This window comes from Butyrivibrio sp. AE3006 (assembly GCF_000424165.1).
Lineage (GTDB): Bacteria > Bacillota > Clostridia > Lachnospirales > Lachnospiraceae > Butyrivibrio.
On the sequence record NZ_AUJJ01000003.1, the window covers coordinates 47,334 to 63,540 of the forward strand.

At 41.3% G+C, this 16,207-nt stretch carries 13 protein-coding genes; 1 reads left to right on the top strand and 12 read right to left on the bottom strand.

The window, feature by feature from the left end:
• Positions 1-118 precede the first annotated feature (118 nt).
• The 3 genes from G603_RS0103275 to G603_RS0103285 form a co-directional block, all read right to left on the bottom strand.
• The gene (locus G603_RS0103275) at positions 119-364 is read right to left on the bottom strand and encodes a hypothetical protein (RefSeq protein WP_026669316.1); all 246 of its coding nucleotides are present in this window, start codon (positions 362-364) and stop codon (positions 119-121) included.
• A gap of 551 nt (positions 365-915) precedes the next feature.
• Positions 916-1,809, bottom strand: a complete 894-nt coding sequence (locus G603_RS0103280; RefSeq protein ID WP_026669317.1) for a leucine-rich repeat domain-containing protein — start codon at positions 1,807-1,809, stop codon at positions 916-918.
• Between the two features lie 121 nt (positions 1,810-1,930).
• Positions 1,931-2,176 (bottom strand): hypothetical protein, encoded by a 246-nt coding sequence (locus G603_RS0103285; RefSeq protein ID WP_026669316.1) that lies wholly within the window; start codon positions 2,174-2,176, stop codon positions 1,931-1,933.
• A 1,094-nt stretch (positions 2,177-3,270) separates the two neighbouring features.
• Here G603_RS0103285 and G603_RS19025 point away from each other — a divergent pair.
• The gene (locus tag G603_RS19025; protein ID WP_035791873.1) at positions 3,271-3,486 is read left to right on the top strand and encodes a hypothetical protein; all 216 of its coding nucleotides are present in this window, start codon (positions 3,271-3,273) and stop codon (positions 3,484-3,486) included.
• A gap of 74 nt (positions 3,487-3,560) precedes the next feature.
• Here G603_RS19025 and G603_RS0103300 read toward each other — a convergent pair whose 3' ends face one another.
• The 9 genes from G603_RS0103300 to frr form a co-directional block, all read right to left on the bottom strand.
• Positions 3,561-4,325, bottom strand: a complete 765-nt coding sequence (locus tag G603_RS0103300) for an inositol monophosphatase family protein (RefSeq protein WP_026669318.1) — start codon at positions 4,323-4,325, stop codon at positions 3,561-3,563.
• Complete coding sequence (locus tag G603_RS21245; protein WP_051207402.1) at positions 4,322-5,827, bottom strand: GGDEF domain-containing protein; 1,506 nt, start codon at positions 5,825-5,827, stop codon at positions 4,322-4,324. Before G603_RS21245 ends, G603_RS0103300 begins: the two co-directional genes overlap by 4 nt.
• A gap of 152 nt (positions 5,828-5,979) precedes the next feature.
• Complete coding sequence (locus tag G603_RS0103310; RefSeq protein WP_026669319.1) at positions 5,980-10,521, bottom strand: PolC-type DNA polymerase III; 4,542 nt, start codon at positions 10,519-10,521, stop codon at positions 5,980-5,982.
• Positions 10,522-10,592: 71 nt separating this feature from the next.
• A complete protein-coding gene (gene ispG / locus G603_RS0103315) occupies positions 10,593-11,651 on the bottom strand; it encodes a flavodoxin-dependent (E)-4-hydroxy-3-methylbut-2-enyl-diphosphate synthase (protein WP_026669320.1) in 1,059 nt (352 codons plus the stop codon).
• A 5-nt stretch (positions 11,652-11,656) separates the two neighbouring features.
• Positions 11,657-12,709, bottom strand: a complete 1,053-nt coding sequence (locus tag G603_RS0103320; protein ID WP_026669321.1) for a M50 family metallopeptidase — start codon at positions 12,707-12,709, stop codon at positions 11,657-11,659.
• Between the two features lie 25 nt (positions 12,710-12,734).
• A complete protein-coding gene (locus tag G603_RS0103325) occupies positions 12,735-13,886 on the bottom strand; it encodes a 1-deoxy-D-xylulose-5-phosphate reductoisomerase (RefSeq protein WP_026669322.1) in 1,152 nt (383 codons plus the stop codon).
• Between the two features lie 26 nt (positions 13,887-13,912).
• On the bottom strand, positions 13,913-14,740 hold the full coding sequence (locus G603_RS0103330) for a phosphatidate cytidylyltransferase (protein ID WP_026669323.1): 828 nt from the start codon (positions 14,738-14,740) through the stop codon (positions 13,913-13,915).
• 21 nt (positions 14,741-14,761) lie between these two features.
• Positions 14,762-15,490: an isoprenyl transferase gene (locus tag G603_RS0103335; RefSeq protein ID WP_026669324.1), complete on the bottom strand. Its 729-nt coding sequence runs from the start codon at positions 15,488-15,490 to the stop codon at positions 14,762-14,764.
• A gap of 150 nt (positions 15,491-15,640) precedes the next feature.
• The gene (gene frr / locus G603_RS0103340) at positions 15,641-16,192 is read right to left on the bottom strand and encodes a ribosome recycling factor (RefSeq protein ID WP_026669325.1); all 552 of its coding nucleotides are present in this window, start codon (positions 16,190-16,192) and stop codon (positions 15,641-15,643) included.
• Positions 16,193-16,207: the final 15 nt, after the last annotated feature.

Consider the following 16,207-nt stretch of genomic DNA (forward strand, 5'->3'; position numbering starts at 1 on the left):
CCTTTACTCCTTTATTGAAAAATCAAATTTATTATGATTATACGTTTATTTAATAATCACTACATAGATATTACATCAAATCAAATCGCAATTGTTCATTTTATAGTCTTTTAATAAATCATCTGTAATACTCACAGAAGCCACCATAGTAATGATAAACAAAATGTGAAATCCCATCTGATATAGAATTGATTCCGAACAGAATCATAATTGAAAAGATAGTGAAGATTATTATTCCTATTATTTTTACAATTATTAGTACCTTTATTGCTTTGGCTATTTCGTTTTCGGAAAAACCTTCCCTAATATCATCCAAAGAATTTTTTATCATTAGATCAAGTGTTGTTAATTTTATATTTTCCATGTTTACCTCTTTTCTAACTTAAGACAGAAAGTGATGAAAGATGTGATTAAGCCCTTCAACTTATCCTTTCTCAAGTCAATTCCTAGAGGGAAACCTCAGGGAAACCTCATTTTTTTCAAAAAAGTCAGTGTTCATGCACTCTTTTGTATTTTAGACTTTCGTTCGATTCCGCTACGAGCTACTGACTGTGTAAACAGCCCAACCCTGTAACTCCAGACGCCAAGCGCGTTTCGGAGTTTTTTATTTTCTCGAAAAAGATGAAATTTCATGAGGGAAACCTTGTTAATATGAAATTTCTCTTTCTATCTGTGATAATTTGTTCATTTCATTTTTATTACTGTAATAGTAAACCTCAGCCTCCTATTTGCGTAAAATTGCCCATTGCGCTTGGCGCTTAACGACGTCCTGTGCTCGGCGTCTCCGCATCCGCTCCGTCGCCTTCGTCAAGAACGCCTACGCCAATCCGCGCGTGGGGCAATATTTTTATTTTTATATAAGATTAAGCATAAAAAAAAGCCCTATCCATATCGGATAGGGCTGTTATCTTAATGTTACATCTTTTTGAATGTGTACTTATTTTCTTTTGTATATCCATTAGTTTTCTTCCAAGACTTTGTAACAAGCTTCTTGTACTCATTAAGCTTTGACTTAGGCACTTTAACTGTGATTTTTCGACTTACTCCTTTATAGCCAGTGTATCCATTTTTATGTGTTTCTTTACAACATGCAAATGCATTCTTACTAATTTTCTTAAGCTTCTTTGACTTTATTACTACATTCTTAAGCTTACAATCTGCAAATGCTTCTTCACTTATTGTCTTTACATTTTTACCAATTGTTACTTTAGTAACATTAGTGTTTCCTGAAAAACACATCGTAGGTATTTTTGTTATTCCTGAGCCTATTACAATTTCAGTTGCTGTCTCATTAGCTGCGAATGCTCCTTCACCAAGCTTTGTAACTGTATCAGGGATTGTGATTTTTCCACTGATGTTCATTCCAACAAATGCCTGCTCTCCTATTTCTGTTACAGTATTAGGAATTATCAAGCCTGTGAATGAATTTCCGTAATTTGGAAATTGATCATCGAATAGATATATATATTCCCAGTTCTTAACACCAACTTTAGTTACTGTATATGTAATACCATCATGAGTTACTGTTGCAGGAATATTTACTACTGTATTTTCATATCCCATGAAAATTTTAACTGCTACTGTTGTATCAGTAATTTTATCATATGCAAAATCACCTTCCCAGAAGTCTGCTGGATAATAACCTTTGATATTCATCCAATCCTCCCAGTAAGCTTCTCTACTTGTGTAGAGTATAGTGCTCTTATGTTCTTTAGCCTCGACCTGAAGATTATTCACTGATAAACTTCCTATTATCATTGCTCCTGCAAGGGCGATTGTTGCTACTCTCTTAATCATTGATTTAATCATAACTTTTACTCCTTTTATTGAAAAATTAAATTTATTATGATTATACATTTATTATTATTCACTACTTAGATAGTACATCAAATTAAATCATGATTGTTCAAATTTATACTCTTTTAATAAATCATCTGTAATACTCACAGAAGCCACCATAGTAATGATAAACAAAATGTGAAATCCCATCTGATATAGAATTGATTCCGAACAGAATCATAATTGAAAAGATAGTGAAGATTATTATTCCTATTATTTTTACAATTATTAGTACCTTTATTGCTTTGGCTATTTCGTTTTCGGAAAAACCTTCCCTAATATCATCCAAAGAATTTTTTATCATTAGATCAAGTGTTGTTAATTTTATATTTTCCATGTTTACCTCTTTTCTAACTTAAGACAGAAAGTGATGAAAGATGTGATTAAGCCCTTCAACTTATCCTTTCTCAAGTCAATTCCTAGAGGGAAACCTCAGGGAAACCTCATTTTTATCAAAAAAACATTATATAGATATAGAAATAAAACCATTACATATGCTAGCATTTCAACGTTTGTGTAACTATGCATGAATAAAACGAAATCTTTTTTGTCAGTCATCTAAGAAAAACAAAGATCCCCACGTGTTATTAGTGAATAAGAGTCGCAAAAAAGAGGTGGTAAATATGTCTACCCAAAATCATGCCACGGAGGGATGGGAGTTGGTAACAAAGTTAATTTAGTTTTAAAGTAAGGGTAGTGTCAAATGATTTATGGAAGGTCGGTCAATCATTAGCTGCTTTTTAGTTTTTTTACAGTTGCTGTTTATGAAGTGGATTACGGGGATGAATTGGAAAATGTGATTTATCCACGTAAGAATGGTGGAAAAATGGCTCAGGATTACGGGGGTGGCTTAGAGAAATGAGATTCATCCACGTAAGATTGGCGGTAAAAAGGCTCAGGATTACGGGGGTGGCTTAGAGAAATGAGATTCATCCACGTAAGATTGGCGGAAAAATGGCTAAAAATTACGGGGATGAAAAAAGAAAAACAATATTTTCCCCGTAATAAAACAGTAAAAGAGGAACGAAGAAATGAAGAAAAGAATTCTTACGGGACTGATGGCTACTATCATGGCATTTACAGTGGCGGCTCCTGTATGGGGGATAAAGGCTGAGGCAAAATATGTTGATTGGAGTGAATAAAAGCTTCCCAAAAAAACAACAGTCTTGTAAAAAAGCTCAAAAAACAAGGTGCAAAAAAGTGTTCATTTAAATATAAACAGTCGTGAAAATTTTTTAGGGATGAGAATGAACTAGGTTCAGTCTCATCCCCTTTTTGCCTCAGACAGAATTTCATAAACTTGCATGTATTTATATATCGATAATCCTAAGCCTTTATTAAGCTATAGCTATTTTTAGCACAATAAAAATGATATGATAGCGTTGTCTATACAAGTGGTGGGGACTACTAGAATAGAAAGGAAATTGTTATATGAGTAATAGAGAAAGAGCTTTAGAGCTTCTTGAGCAGATACCTGATGATAAGCTTTTTTATATCATTGGTATCATGGAAGGAGCGTTGATCCCTGATAGCAGTCTCGACGCTTCGATTGATGAATCAATAGCTATATCTGAAAAAGAAATCGAGGAAGGTGCTGACTTGATTCCATTTGATGATGCATTTGCCGCTTTGAAAGAAATATTTTGAATATATAGATAAATCAGATTTAATAAATAAAGCCATCTCTTCTTAAAAAGGGATGGCTTTTCCATATTATGTTTTTAGGAAAAACAAGTCGGAATTTCCTTCACACCCCTTGCTCTGCAAAGTGCTGATGTGGGTCCCTTAAAATCAAGCGGTTTTCCATCAATATCGGTAATCGTGCAACCGGCTTCCTGTGCAATAAGCGCAGCTGCAGCATAGTCCCAAAGCTGGACTCTCATCTCGAAATACAAAGCACATCTTCCAAGTGCCACGCAGCACATATCCCAAGCTGCAGTCCCCGATCTCCTGAGATCGACGCAAAGCGGAAGAAGCTTTTTGGCTATTTCAAAGGTTCTGTCCTGAAGCTCGGTATAGTAAGGTGCTGTGCCAAATACCGCAAGGGAATCAGAAAGAGGCGCCTCTGAAGACATTATCCTTTCACCGTTCATATACGCTCCCTGTCCCACCTGTGCTGAAAACATCATGTCATCAAAAGGGTTATAAATTACAGCCATGTGCGGTTTACCGTCCTTCAAAAGGCCAATTGAAACCACCGACGGTCTGTATTCATAGATAAAATTGGAGGTTCCGTCTATTGGATCAAGCACAAAACAATTTCCCTTTTCCATTTTTGACGAAAACACATCCTGTCCGTCTTCCTCACCCAGAAACTGTGCTTCGGGAAGCACTTCCTGCAGACTCTCTATAAGAAATTTCTGAATCTTTTCATCCGTCTCCGTACAAAAGTTGGCATGTCCGGCCTTCTCCATTATCTTTGGACGCTCGGCACTTATCATTATGTCACCTGCTTTGCGTGCAACCTTCATTATTTCTTCAATCACTGTTCTAATCCTTTCAAAACCTGCTCTTCGGCGCGTCCAATAACACCTGAAACATCCTTATCATTTTCATCATATACAGACATACCGATGGATACCTGATATCTGTGCCATGGATTATTATCTCCGTTCCCAATTGATTTACCAAATACATCTGAAAGCTCAGCCATGAGTTCCTCACGCTCATAGAAGTCTCTGCCCACTATTACAACTGCAAATTCAGTTGCTTTAGCTCTGTATACCTGTGAGTTTATGAACACTCCGCAAATTAACTTACATGCTCCTAAAATATACTCATCACCCTTATCCTGACCATACTTTTCGTTTATCTCATCAACATTTTTCAGCCTTACCAAAACTATTCCGAAACCGGCTGCTCCATGTTTAATATCCATATTCAGAGATTCTATTGATTTCTCAAAAGCAGCCTTGTTCTTCACACGAGTGAGAGGATCCTGAACCTGAGAAATCGTATTTTCCACAGTATGTTTTTTGGTAATTACCCTGTTTTTACCACTGTGTTTTCCAAGATACAGCTTTTCATCGGCATCACGAATAGTATCAAAGACTTTTTTACCAGCAGAAGATGACACTCCAAAGGTCATTGTAACTTTGAAATGCGTGCCTTCATGCTCAAAATCACGCTGTTCAATCTCTTTTCTGATTTTCTCCAAGAACTCAAAGGCATCGGGGATTTCTGATGTTTTCCCAACAAACAAAAATTCCTCACCGCCCCATCTGCAGCATAGTGCTCCTCTATCCGATAGTATTTCGCCCACACTTTTAAGGACATAGTCCCCGCAGTTATGGCCATAGGTATCATTAACCTTTTTAAAATCGTCTATGTCGGAAATCGCTATCCAATATTCATCATTTTTACGTTGTAACTTTTCCAGGTGATTGGTCAGATAATATCTGTTGGGAAGTCCGGTGAGTTTGTCATGAGACAGCTGATATTCCAGCTGTTCTTCTGATTTGTTGGCTATAATAACCAAAAACTGCAGGACGAACATAGTAATCACAAAAACAATAACTCCCCACAGCAATGAAAGCCAAAATTCAGCTTTCGCAGGAAGCACATAAGGCGCGGGATGAAAATGCAGATACACATATACGAAAAGATAAAAGAACATTCCCAATATGCACATCGGCATCATACGAACATATTTTATTTTCAGAGTTCTGCCGGTGTATTCGGCAAAAAACGCCAGAACATTCATGCCTATAAGGGTAATCTGAAACCCACTGCCCCAACCGGTAAGCAGCGCTGCGAGCACCATATGAGCAACCACTTCAAGATATACTGCCACAGCATAGAACTGCAGCCACTCCTTATACACAACGAAGAGCATAACAATATAAAAGCTAATACTGAACACATTAAACTTAGCCATGGGCGTAACACCGCACTGAATAAAAATCATGATCATAAGTACATGTATCAATAAAAAGCAGATTGCCATACCCCAAGCGGTCAACTTGGCTCTTTTCACATTCATGAACATATTGACTCAATGCCCCCTAAATCATGTCATTGCTTTTAGTGAACAGATTTATTATCAAAATATCGCAATATTAGTATACTATCGATTAAGTAATATGCTCAAATTAAAGATTTGTAAAATACTTGGTTACAGCTTTCAGTTTCTATATACAATCACCCCTTCATGAAATCAAAGATACTTATCTGGTTTGATTCGGGAATATCTCCAAGCAGACCCATATTGGCCATCTTCTCTACTACTGCCTGAGGGCACTTGGTACGCTGTCTGAAGTCGTCCCTTGAGATAAAGGGACCATCTTTTGCTGCTTCCACTATCTGGTCCGCAGCTTTTTCACCAAGACCATCGATACTTACTAGACTTGGCATGATCTTATCTCCGAATACCTGGAAGGATCTTGATGCTGCCTTAAATATATCGATAGGCATAACTTCTATGCCGCGCTCGTACATCTCTTCTGCAAGTCTCATGGCTGCCAGCTCGTTCTGCTCGGCATTGGTCATCTCATCACCTTTGCTTCGGTAATTGTTCATCCACACGTGAAGAGTACCCTCTCCCTGGAACATGTGCTCATAACTGAGAGCCTTTGCTCTGATGGAGAACCATGCTGCATAGAAAGCCTGAGGCACATAAACCTTGAAATAAGCAATACGCCAAGCCATCATAACGTAAGCTGCTGCGTGTGCTTTAGGGAACATGTACTTGATCTTCTTGCAGGACCAGATGTACCAGTCAGGTACGCCTGCCTCAATCATGGCATTTTCCATATCGGGAGTAAGTCCCTTACCTTTACGAACAGACTCCATGGTCTTGAAGGAAAGTGACTTATCCATACCCTTCTGAATCAGATAGATCATGATATCGTCACGGCAACAGATACAGGTATCTATGGTAGCTTTGCCCTCCTGGATCAGGGTCTGGGCGTTACCAAGCCATACGTCGGTTCCGTGGGACAGACCTGAAATTCTTATAAGGTGAGACAATGATGACGGCGACGCGTCGATAACCATCTGCATAGCAAAGTCAGTACCAAACTCAGGAAGTCCAAGACATCCAAGCTTGGTTCCACCGATCTGATCAGGAGTAATATTAAGAGACTCCGTGTTCATGAAAAGCTTCATTACGTTCTTGTCATCAAGAGGCACAGTCTTGGGATCAAGGCCCGTGCAGTCCTGCAGAAACCTTATCATGGTAGGATCATCATGACCCAGAATATCAAGCTTTAACAGGTTGTGGTCGATGGAATGATAATCGTAGTGGGTCGTAATGGTAGCTGTGGTCATATCATTGGCGGGATGCTGAACCGGTGTGAATGAGTTGATATCCTCACCCACAGGCAAAACTATGATACCGCCGGGATGCTGACCTGTACCTCTTCTGATACCGATACAGCCCTGAGTAATTCTGTCTATCTCACATCTTCTCTTAGCTGCACCAATTCCGTCATAGTACTTCTTTACAAGGCCGTAGGCAGTCTTATCAGCAAGACCTGCTATGGTTCCGGCACGGAAGGTCTGTCCATATCCGAAAATAACCTCCGTATACTTGTGGGCCTTGGACTGATACTCACCGGAGAAGTTAAGGTCGATATCAGGCTCCTTATCTCCCTTGAATCCCAGGAAGGTCTCGAAAGGAATATCAAAGCCGTCCTTATTCATCATGTGTCCGCACTTGGGGCACTTTTTATCAGGCATATCACATCCGGAATTACCGCCGTATTTAAGAACTTCTTCCGAATCAAAATCACTGTACTTACACTTAGGGCATACGTAGTGAGGTGAAAGTGAATTAACCTCCGTAATACCTGAAGCAAAGGCCACGAAGGATGAACCTACAGATCCTCGCGATCCTACCAGATATCCATCCTCAACAGACTTCCAAACAAGCTTCTGAGCGATGATATACATAACCGCGAATCCGTTCTTGATAATTGAGTTAAGCTCTCTCTCAAGTCTCTCCTCAACAATGGAAGGCAGATTTTCACCATAAATCTCATGGGCCTTTTCATAGCAGATCCTGGTAAGGATTCCATCACTATCCTCGATGACAGGCGGGCACTTATCAGGTCTTACAGGTGATATGCTGTCGCACCTCTTAAGGATATCTCTTGTATTTTCAATAACTACTTCTTTTGCTTTTGCTGCGCCAAGATAATCAAATTCCTTAAGCATCTCAGCAGTTGTACGCACAAAAAGCGGAGCCGGAGTCTCTTCATTCATACCCTTACCGGCCATGATAACAGTTCTGTATATCTCATCATCAGGGTTAAGGAAATGCGCATCGCAGGTAGCAACAACAGGCTTACCATACTGCTCTCCAAGACGAACTATTCTCTTATTTACTTCTCTGATATCATCATCTGAATTGATGGTCTCATATCTCTCTGAATCCACCATGAAGTGGTTGTTGGCAACAGGCTGAATCTCCAGATAGTCGTAGAAATTCACTATCTTAGCGATTTCCTGATCATCTCTGTCCTCAACAACAGCACCGTACAGCTCACCTGCGCAGCAGGCTGAACCGATAATAAGTCCCTCTCTGTGCTTCATCAGCTCGCTCTTAGGTATACGAGGGAATCTGCTGAAGTAATCCAGGTGCGACTTACTTACCAAAGTGTAGAGATTAACTCTTCCTATGGTATTTTTTGCCAAAATGATTACATGATGGGTACGCAGATGCTTAACAATCTCAGGATTGGATGCACCAAGGGCATTGACCTTAGTGAGATCATCCGCCTGCTCCTGCTCCATCATAGGCATAAACTTAAGGAAAATCTTGGCAGTACACTCAGCATCATCAACAGCTCTGTGATGGTGCTCATTTACTACGCCAAGGGTTTTACAAAGAGCATCCAGGTTATGCTTAGCCTGTCTTGGGAAAAATGCTCTGGATAATCCCATGGTATCCACTGTCGTATAATCAACGTCTATGCCCAGCTGTCTGCAGTTCTCATTGATAAAACTGATATCAAAACCGACATTGTGACCAACAAGAATACAGCCCTCACAGAACTCAACGAATCTGGGAACTATCTCATCCCTTGTGGGACAGCCGATAACCATTTCATCGGTGATACTGGTGAGCTTGGTAATATTGAAGGGTATGGGTTCTCCGGGATCGATGAATTCTGAAAAACGATCCAGAATCTGTCCATCCTTAAGCTTAACCGCACCTATCTCTATGATCTTATTTTTCTTGGGAGAAAATCCGGTGGTCTCAATATCAAAGACTACAAAGGTGCTGCCATCGATTTTCTGCCCCTTATTGTTAATAACAATTTCCTTCAGGTCATCAACAAGATAACCTTCTACGCCCTGAACAACCTTAAAGAAATCCTGTCTGTCGGGACGCTTTTCGCCTGCTTCCTTGCGCTTTCCGGACTCTGCCTTCCACAGATCCTCCCAGGCATGGTTGGCATCTGTAAGAGCCTGAACTACGCCGTGGTCCGTGATAGCAATACCGGGCATTCCCCATTTGTAAGCCTGCTTAACGATATCCTTTACCTCGGATACGCCGTCCATATCACTCATCTTGGTATGGCAGTGAAGCTCAACACGCTTTACTTCCTCTTCATCAACACGCTTGGTGGTAAAATCAGGTATCTTACGAATTCCTGCAATACTCTGAATCGTTACCTCATGGTCAAACTTATCCACCATGGCGATTCCCTTGACCTTCAGGAAAGCGCCTTTCTTGATATCCTGCTCCAGCTCAGGAACATTCTCCATCTTGGCAAAAAGCTTGGCAGTGATAGTATCCGTATAATCAGTAATGGCGAACATGAGAATAGCCTTCTCGCCCTTGATCTCTCTCTTATCGTAGCTGATTACCTGACCTTTGATGGTGACTTCACCCATCTCTCCCACAATCTCATCCATAGACATAGCTTCATCATCAAAATCTCTGCCATAGATAACATTGGGATCATCGGATCTCTTAAAGCCGCCGCTCTGACCTTTTTTGAAGAACTTACCTGCAGAGCCTGCGCCAAACTTACTGCCCTTGGATGCTCCACCGTCACCGCCCTGGAACTTACTCTTCTCAGCAGGCTTCTGCTCAGCCGCCTTCTTCTCTGCAGTCTTTTCGTTAGCTTCCTTCTCGTGCTTCTTATCAGATTTCTCCTCGGACTGCTCAAGCTTTTGAACAAGCTTCATGGTCTCCTTGGTATAATCATGTTCCTTCTTCTTAGTCTCGGCTTCCTTGTAGCGGACATCCATTTTTACAGCAAAACCGCAGCGTTCATTCAGGATCTTCTCCAGAATGCGCTGTATGTCAGATGCCTTTTTCTCCGCAATAACAGATTCCTCAAGAACAAGAACCACCTTGTCGCTCTCAGGGAATTCGAAATCCGCCGTTTTTAAAACCGTATATTCTATTGGATCGTAATTCTTGAATTCCAGCATGATGCTGTCCCTGTACATCTCAAGAAGGTTCTTGGGTGTGTACTGGGCAGATAAGAAAAACCTCTCATAGATCTTAACCGTAAGATTGGTCTCCTTAAACAGCTGCTTCTTGATCTCCTTCTCCGTCTTTATGACCTTTGCCTTGTCGATAAGACGGTTACTGGATAAATAGATACGTACGAGATCCTTTTTCTGAGTGGTTGAAATCTTCTCCACCTGAACATCCGCTAATTCTTCTTTTGTGTGTTTATCTAATTCAAGTGTGGCAAACACTTCAAGAAATGGTTTTCTCATACATTAAATCTCTTTCTATAATATAAACACACTTCGAAGATTACGAAGAATCTCCGAAGTGATTATGATCATCAGTCGTTCCAGTGAACGAGCTCTTCTCTGAGGGTATTTATCAGTTCTGCTTCAGGAACCTTCTTCACGATCTCGCCGCGTTTTATAAGAAGTCCCTCGCCTACGCCGCCTGCGATACCTATATCAGCTTCCTTGGCTTCTCCGGGGCCGTTTACCGCGCATCCCATAACAGCCACCTTGATATCTAACGGAAATTCCTGAACCATCTTCTCAACCTGATTGGCAAGTCCGATAAGGTCGATCTTGGTTCTTCCGCAGGTAGGACATGATACAACTTCTATTCCGCCCTTCCTGAGACCAAGAGTCTTAAGGATCATCTTAGCAGTTCTGATCTCCTCAGTGGGATCTCCTGATAATGAAACTCTTATGGTATCACCAATACCTTCATTCAAAATGATTCCAAGTCCGATTGAAGACTTGATATTACCGCCATAAAGAGTACCTGCCTCAGTAATTCCAACGTGAAGAGGATAATTGGTTTTCTCCGCAAGCTTTTTGTGAGCATCAACGCAGAGCATAACGTTGGAGGATTTGATGCTTATTACAAGATTATCATAATCAAAATCCTCAATTATACGAACCTTATCAAGAGCGCTCTCAACAAGACCCTCAGCGGTAACACCGCCATATTTTTCAACAAGGTTCTTCTCAAGAGAGCCGCTGTTTACGCCTACTCTGATGGGAATATTTCTCTCCTTGGCTGTCTTAACAACAGCTTCTATTCTGTCATTTGAACCGATATTACCGGGATTGATCCTGATCTTATCAGCGCCGTTCTCCATTGCAGCGATGGCCATTTTGTAATCAAAATGAATGTCTGCTACAAGAGGAATATGGATTCTCTCTTTTATCTTCTTGATAGCATCTGCTGCTTCCTGAGTAGGAACCGTGCATCTGACAATGTCACAACCTGCTGCCTCAAGAGCAAGAATCTGCGCAACAGTCGCCTCTACATCCTCTGTAGGTGTATTGGTCATGGACTGGATCATTATGGGATTGCCGCCGCCTATGACCTTATTGCCTATATGAACAACCTTAGTATTATCGCGATATGCCATATCTATTACCTCATGAATTTTGAAACATCATTGATAACCACTACAACCATAAATGCCAGCAGTATTACCATTCCTACAAGGTGTACCATACCTTCTTTATCCCTTGGTACGGGCTTACCTCTCACAACCTCGACGAACTGGAATATAAGTCTTCCTCCGTCAAGAGCAGGGAAAGGAAGAAGGTTCATAACTCCCAGGTTCACAGACAAAAGTATTGCAAGTTCAAGCATTGTAAGAATTACAGACCATACACCGTAGGGGCTTACCGCCTCGTAGGTATCATCAACTATCTTAACCATTCCGACAGGACCCGAAACATCATTAAGTGAAAGCTTGCCCTGAACGAGAAGCGCAAGGCTTCTGTAGGTAGTCTTCAGATAATACCAAACATCATACCAGGCATAAGGAATTACCTTGGAAGGACTAACCTTGTCATATTTTCCCATGTAGAGGCCCATGTAATAGCGATCATCCTCGCTGTCGTAACGGGGAATGAGATCGGTAGAATTCACCTGACCGTCTCTCTCATATACGATATGCATGGGACCGCCCTGGCTGAACTGTGAAATAAGCGTTACTTCAGATGCAAGATGAATCTTCTCGCCATTGATCGAAACGATGGTATCGCCTTCCATAAGTCCTGCATCCGCTGCAGCAGAATCCTCTGTAAGACCTGCCACAACAGGATATGCCCAGCTGGAATTAGCTACAACGATAATAGCCAGTATCATAGCTGTTATGAAATTGAAAAACGGACCGCCAAAAAGTACTGCTATTCTTGCCCACACATTGGCATTTGGAAATGAGCGCTCATCAAACTCCTGGTTCTCAGCGTCCATAACATCCTCGCCTTCAAACACACAGGCTCCGCCTATAGGTAAAAGCCTGATGCTGTAGGTGGTTTCCCCTTTTTTCTTTTTCCATAATACCGGGCCCATTCCGATGAAAAACTCAAGAACCCTTATTCCATTTGCCTTGGCAATAAGAAAATGCCCCAGCTCATGGGTTGTAACAAGGACACAGAATATTATGAAAAAAATGATCAAACTAACTAACATATTTTAAAAAGTGCCTCCCGCAAAATTACAGCTTAAAATTCTCAAGATAAGCATAGGTCTCAGCCTCTGCTGCAAGAATCTCCTCAAGATCAGGATTCTCTATCTTATTGTGATGCTCCATGGCACCGGTGATCATATCGTAAATATCAAGGAAACGAATCTCCCTTGCTATAAACTTCTTAACAGCCATCTCGTTTGCCGCGTTAAATACTGTAGGCATGCTGCCGCCTGCTCTTGCAGCATCATAGGCAAGGGCCAGACCTCTAAAGGTATCAGTATCAGGCTTCTCGAAGGTGATACTTGCAAGCTCGAAGAAATCAAGTCTCTTCTCATTCATAGGTCTTCTGTCAGGATAGAAAAGTGCATACTGAATAGGCAGCTTCATATCCGGAACGCCAAGCTCCGCCATAACAGCGCCGTCCACAAACTGTACCATAGAATGTATTATACTCTGAGGCTGTACAATAACCTGGATTTGATCAAGGTCTGTACCAAAAAGCCACTTTGCCTCCATAACTTCAAGTCCCTTATTTACAAGAGATGCTGAATCTATTGTAACCTTAGGCCCCATATCCCAGTTGGGATGCTTTAATGCATCATCCACTGTCATATTAACAAGCTCTTCACGCTTTTTGCCTCTGAAGGGACCACCTGAAGCTGTAAGAAGGATCTTTTCAATCTTATCAGCAGGCTCACCGTTAAGAGACTGAAAAATAGCACTGTGCTCACTGTCCACAGGAAGAATCTTTACATTGTTCTTCGCTGCAAGGGGCATGATGATATGTCCTGCAGTAACAAGAGTCTCCTTATTTGCAAGAGCAATATCCTTGCCACTCTCGATAGCTGCGATTGTGGGACGAATTCCGATCATACCAACCACAGCTGTAAGAACAGTATCTGCCTCCGGCACTGTAGAAATCTCAACAAGGCCTTCCATTCCGGAAAGAACTTTGGTGGGAACATCTGCAATCTTAACCCTAAGCTCCTCTGCTGCCTTCTCATCAAACATGGCAACATACTTAGTCTGAAACTCTCTTACCTGTTTCTCTACCATGTCAACGCTTCTGTTGGCTGCGATACCCACTACCTTAAGCTCATCGGGATTAGCTCTGACAACATCCAGCGTCTGCGTTCCGATTGAACCTGTAGAACCTAAAAGAACAATTTTTCTTCCCATTAACAATTACCTCTTACTAACTAAAATCAAACATTAAGCAGCATCATTGCCATAAAGAATATCACCGGAGTGATAAAAATAACGCTGTCGAATCTGTCCATAATTCCGCCATGACCGGGAATCAGATGACCATAGTCCTTAATATCATGATCTCTCTTTATACCTGATGCGATAAGATCACCTATCTGAGAAAGGGCACCTGCCACAAGAGTGATCAGCATGAAAGCGATAATATCCTGTGATACAGCTGCTGAGCCGGTATTAACCGCATAAACATATCCAAAAACAGCACCTGCAACAACGCTTCCAACAATACCGCCTATAGCACCTTCGACTGTCTTCTTGGGAGAAAGCTTGGGGCAAAGCTTGTGCTTACCAAAAGCTCTTCCTGCGAAGTATGCAAAGGTATCACATATCCATGCGATAAACGGAAGCCATGCCAGGAACTGTCCGTTTGGCATGATCCTAAGAAGATATATAAAGGAAAGCATCACCGGTGCATAAATAAATGAAAACACCGCTGCTATAAGCTGCTTTGAATGATATTTGGGAAAAGAAAAAACAAATACGATAGCCTCAGCAAAAAACAAAAACATCAAGGTCATAACAAGATATTTCATGTCTCCGCCAAAGGCAATTGTCAGACCATAATAAACTGCAACTGCAATAAGGCCAAGTATCTCAATAATGTTAAATCCCTTTTCTCCGTTATTTACACCCAATGCAGATACCAGTTCGTGATATCCCACCAGTGACACAAGAAGGAGAACGCCGGCTGTTACATATCCACCACTAAGGAGTGTGGCCACAAGAAGCACTACCAAAACAGCTCCGCTCACAACTCTAGTCTTCATAAAACACAATTCTCCCTGAATTTATTTTGTCTCGGTATCCTTCAAACCGCCAAACTTACGGTTACGTCCTGCATAGGCATCAACTGCCTTCTGAAGCTCTTCCTTATCAAAATCAGGCCATGCAATATCAGTGTAATAAAACTCTGTATATGCACACTGCCAAAGAAGGAAGTTACTGAGTCTCTGCTCACCGCAGGTACGGATGAGGAGATCGGGATCAGGTATATTACCTGTATCCAGTTTCTGTGAAATCATCTCCTCTGTAATATCCTCAGGTGAGAGTTTTCCATCCTTGCAATCAGCTGCTATTGTTCTTACGGCGCGAACTATCTCATCACGGCTTCCGTAGTTAATAGCTATAGTAAAAGTAAGCCCGGTGTTACCTGCTGTAGTAGTCTCAAGCTCTTCGATGGCTTCTCTGATATCCTCAGAGAGACGTGAACGCTCGCCGATAACCTGACAGCGAACATTATTCTTCATGGACTTCTTGATACTGGTCTTCAAATACTGACGGAGGATCTTCATAAGTGCAGCAACCTCTGTCTCAGGTCTGTTCCAGTTCTCTGTGGAAAAAGCATATACTGTCAGATACTTTATTCCCATATCTCTGGCAACAACCAGTATGTCCTCTACAGCCTTGGCACCCTGCATATGTCCATAATTCCTGGGCATACCCTTTGCCTTGGCCCAACGTCCGTTACCATCAAGGATTATTGCTACATGTTCCGGAATCTTACTCATTTCTTCCATATTCATATTCCTATCTTCAAAATAATAGTTTTAAGTTCTCTACATTTTCCCCAAGAAACCAAATGATTTCCTATGAGATAAAAGTCAGAGCCTGTGATGTCCCCACAGGCTCCAACATTGATTGTTATTTAATACTGATAATAACAACTATTATACAGTCATTATCTCTTTGCTCTTCTCTTCTACAGCGCCGTCAATCTTCTTGATGAACTGGTCTGTAATCTTCTGAAGATCTTCCTCAAGCTCAGCTATCTCATCCTCTGAAACATCTGAACCCTTAAGCTTCTTGAAAGCATCATTACCATCACGACGGATATTTCTGATGGCTACCTTAGAGTCTTCACCCTTTTTCTTGATGTCCTTTGCAAGCTGTTTTCTTCTCTCCTCTGTAAGCTCAGGGAAAACAAGTCTTATAACATTACCATCATTGCTGGGTGTGATACCTACATCTGATGCCATTATAGCTTTCTCGATATCCTTGATAAGGCTCTTATCCCAGGGTGCGATCTGAATCATGCGTGCTTCGGGAATAGAAACGTTACCTACCTGCTGAATGGGTGTGGGTGTTCCATAATAGTCCACCTTCACCTTATCGAGAACATGAGGATTCGCTCTGCCTGCACGTACTGCAGCAAGGTCAGCTACAAGGAAATCATAAGCTTTTGTCATTTTCGCTTCATAAGGCTTAACTTTCTCATTCATACCATTGTCCTCCAA

Coding starts and splice junctions, on each gene's coding strand:
- G603_RS0103275 (WP_026669316.1), bottom strand. CDS start 364: ATGGAAAATATAAAATTAACAACACTTGATCTAATGATAAAAAATTCT.
- G603_RS0103280 (WP_026669317.1), bottom strand. CDS start 1,809: ATGATTAAATCAATGATTAAGAGAGTAGCAACAATCGCCCTTGCAGGA.
- G603_RS0103285 (WP_026669316.1), bottom strand. CDS start 2,176: ATGGAAAATATAAAATTAACAACACTTGATCTAATGATAAAAAATTCT.
- G603_RS19025 (WP_035791873.1), top strand. CDS start 3,271: ATGAGTAATAGAGAAAGAGCTTTAGAGCTTCTTGAGCAGATACCTGAT.
- G603_RS21245 (WP_051207402.1), bottom strand. CDS start 5,827: ATGTTCATGAATGTGAAAAGAGCCAAGTTGACCGCTTGGGGTATGGCA.
- G603_RS0103310 (WP_026669319.1), bottom strand. CDS start 10,521: ATGAGAAAACCATTTCTTGAAGTGTTTGCCACACTTGAATTAGATAAA.
- ispG (WP_026669320.1), bottom strand. CDS start 11,651: ATGGCATATCGCGATAATACTAAGGTTGTTCATATAGGCAATAAGGTC.
- G603_RS0103320 (WP_026669321.1), bottom strand. CDS start 12,709: ATGTTAGTTAGTTTGATCATTTTTTTCATAATATTCTGTGTCCTTGTT.
- G603_RS0103325 (WP_026669322.1), bottom strand. CDS start 13,886: ATGGGAAGAAAAATTGTTCTTTTAGGTTCTACAGGTTCAATCGGAACG.
- G603_RS0103330 (WP_026669323.1), bottom strand. CDS start 14,740: ATGAAGACTAGAGTTGTGAGCGGAGCTGTTTTGGTAGTGCTTCTTGTG.
- G603_RS0103335 (WP_026669324.1), bottom strand. CDS start 15,490: ATGGAAGAAATGAGTAAGATTCCGGAACATGTAGCAATAATCCTTGAT.
- frr (WP_026669325.1), bottom strand. CDS start 16,192: ATGAATGAGAAAGTTAAGCCTTATGAAGCGAAAATGACAAAAGCTTAT.